The 515-nt window shown below is 69.9% G+C and carries 1 protein-coding gene; it reads right to left on the bottom strand.

The genetic code is table 11. The annotated features are described in order from the left end of the window. Positions 1 to 12: 12 nt before the first annotated feature. Positions 13 to 515 (bottom strand): MFS transporter (locus tag MD273_RS18915; protein ID WP_239039305.1); only part of this gene is annotated, 503 nt, incomplete at its 5' end.

Genomic DNA, 515 nt, shown 5'->3' with positions numbered 1-515 from the left:
CGGTTGACCATGTCAGGCAGGCGCCCGTGCGGGCGCCTCCGCCGTCGCGCCCAGCGCCACGGGGCGGAGGCTGATGGCGGCAACCAGGCCGATGATTGCCGTCAGGCAGGCAAACATGAAGAGATGCGTGAAGGTGGCGCCGTAGCCGGCGATCGCCGCGTCATGGGCGGCGCCGGTGAGGGTGGAGATCGCTGCCGGCGTCACCTCGGAGAGCGGGCCGATGCCCGGCACGGGCGGCGCCGCGTTGAGCCCCTGCGCCAGGATGGCGCCATAAACAGAAATGGCCGATGCGCCGCCGATCATCCGCGACAGCGTCACCGTTCCGGTGGCCGCGCCGATATCGCCGCCGCGTGCGGCGTTCTGGACGCCGAGCACGGGGACCTGCTGGCCAAGCCCGATACCGAGACCCTGCATGCCCATGACCAGGGCAATGGCAAAGAGCGGTGCGCTCGTGGCGATCAGCGTCAGCGTCGCAAAGCAGCATGTGCTGATCGCAAGCCCGGCGATGGCGTAAG

It is taken from the genome of Marinobacter sp. C7, assembly GCF_022343555.1.
Lineage (GTDB): Bacteria > Pseudomonadota > Gammaproteobacteria > Pseudomonadales > Oleiphilaceae > Marinobacter.
The sequence above is the reverse complement of the archived record's forward strand: the minus strand, read 5'-3'. Positions and strand labels throughout refer to the sequence as shown.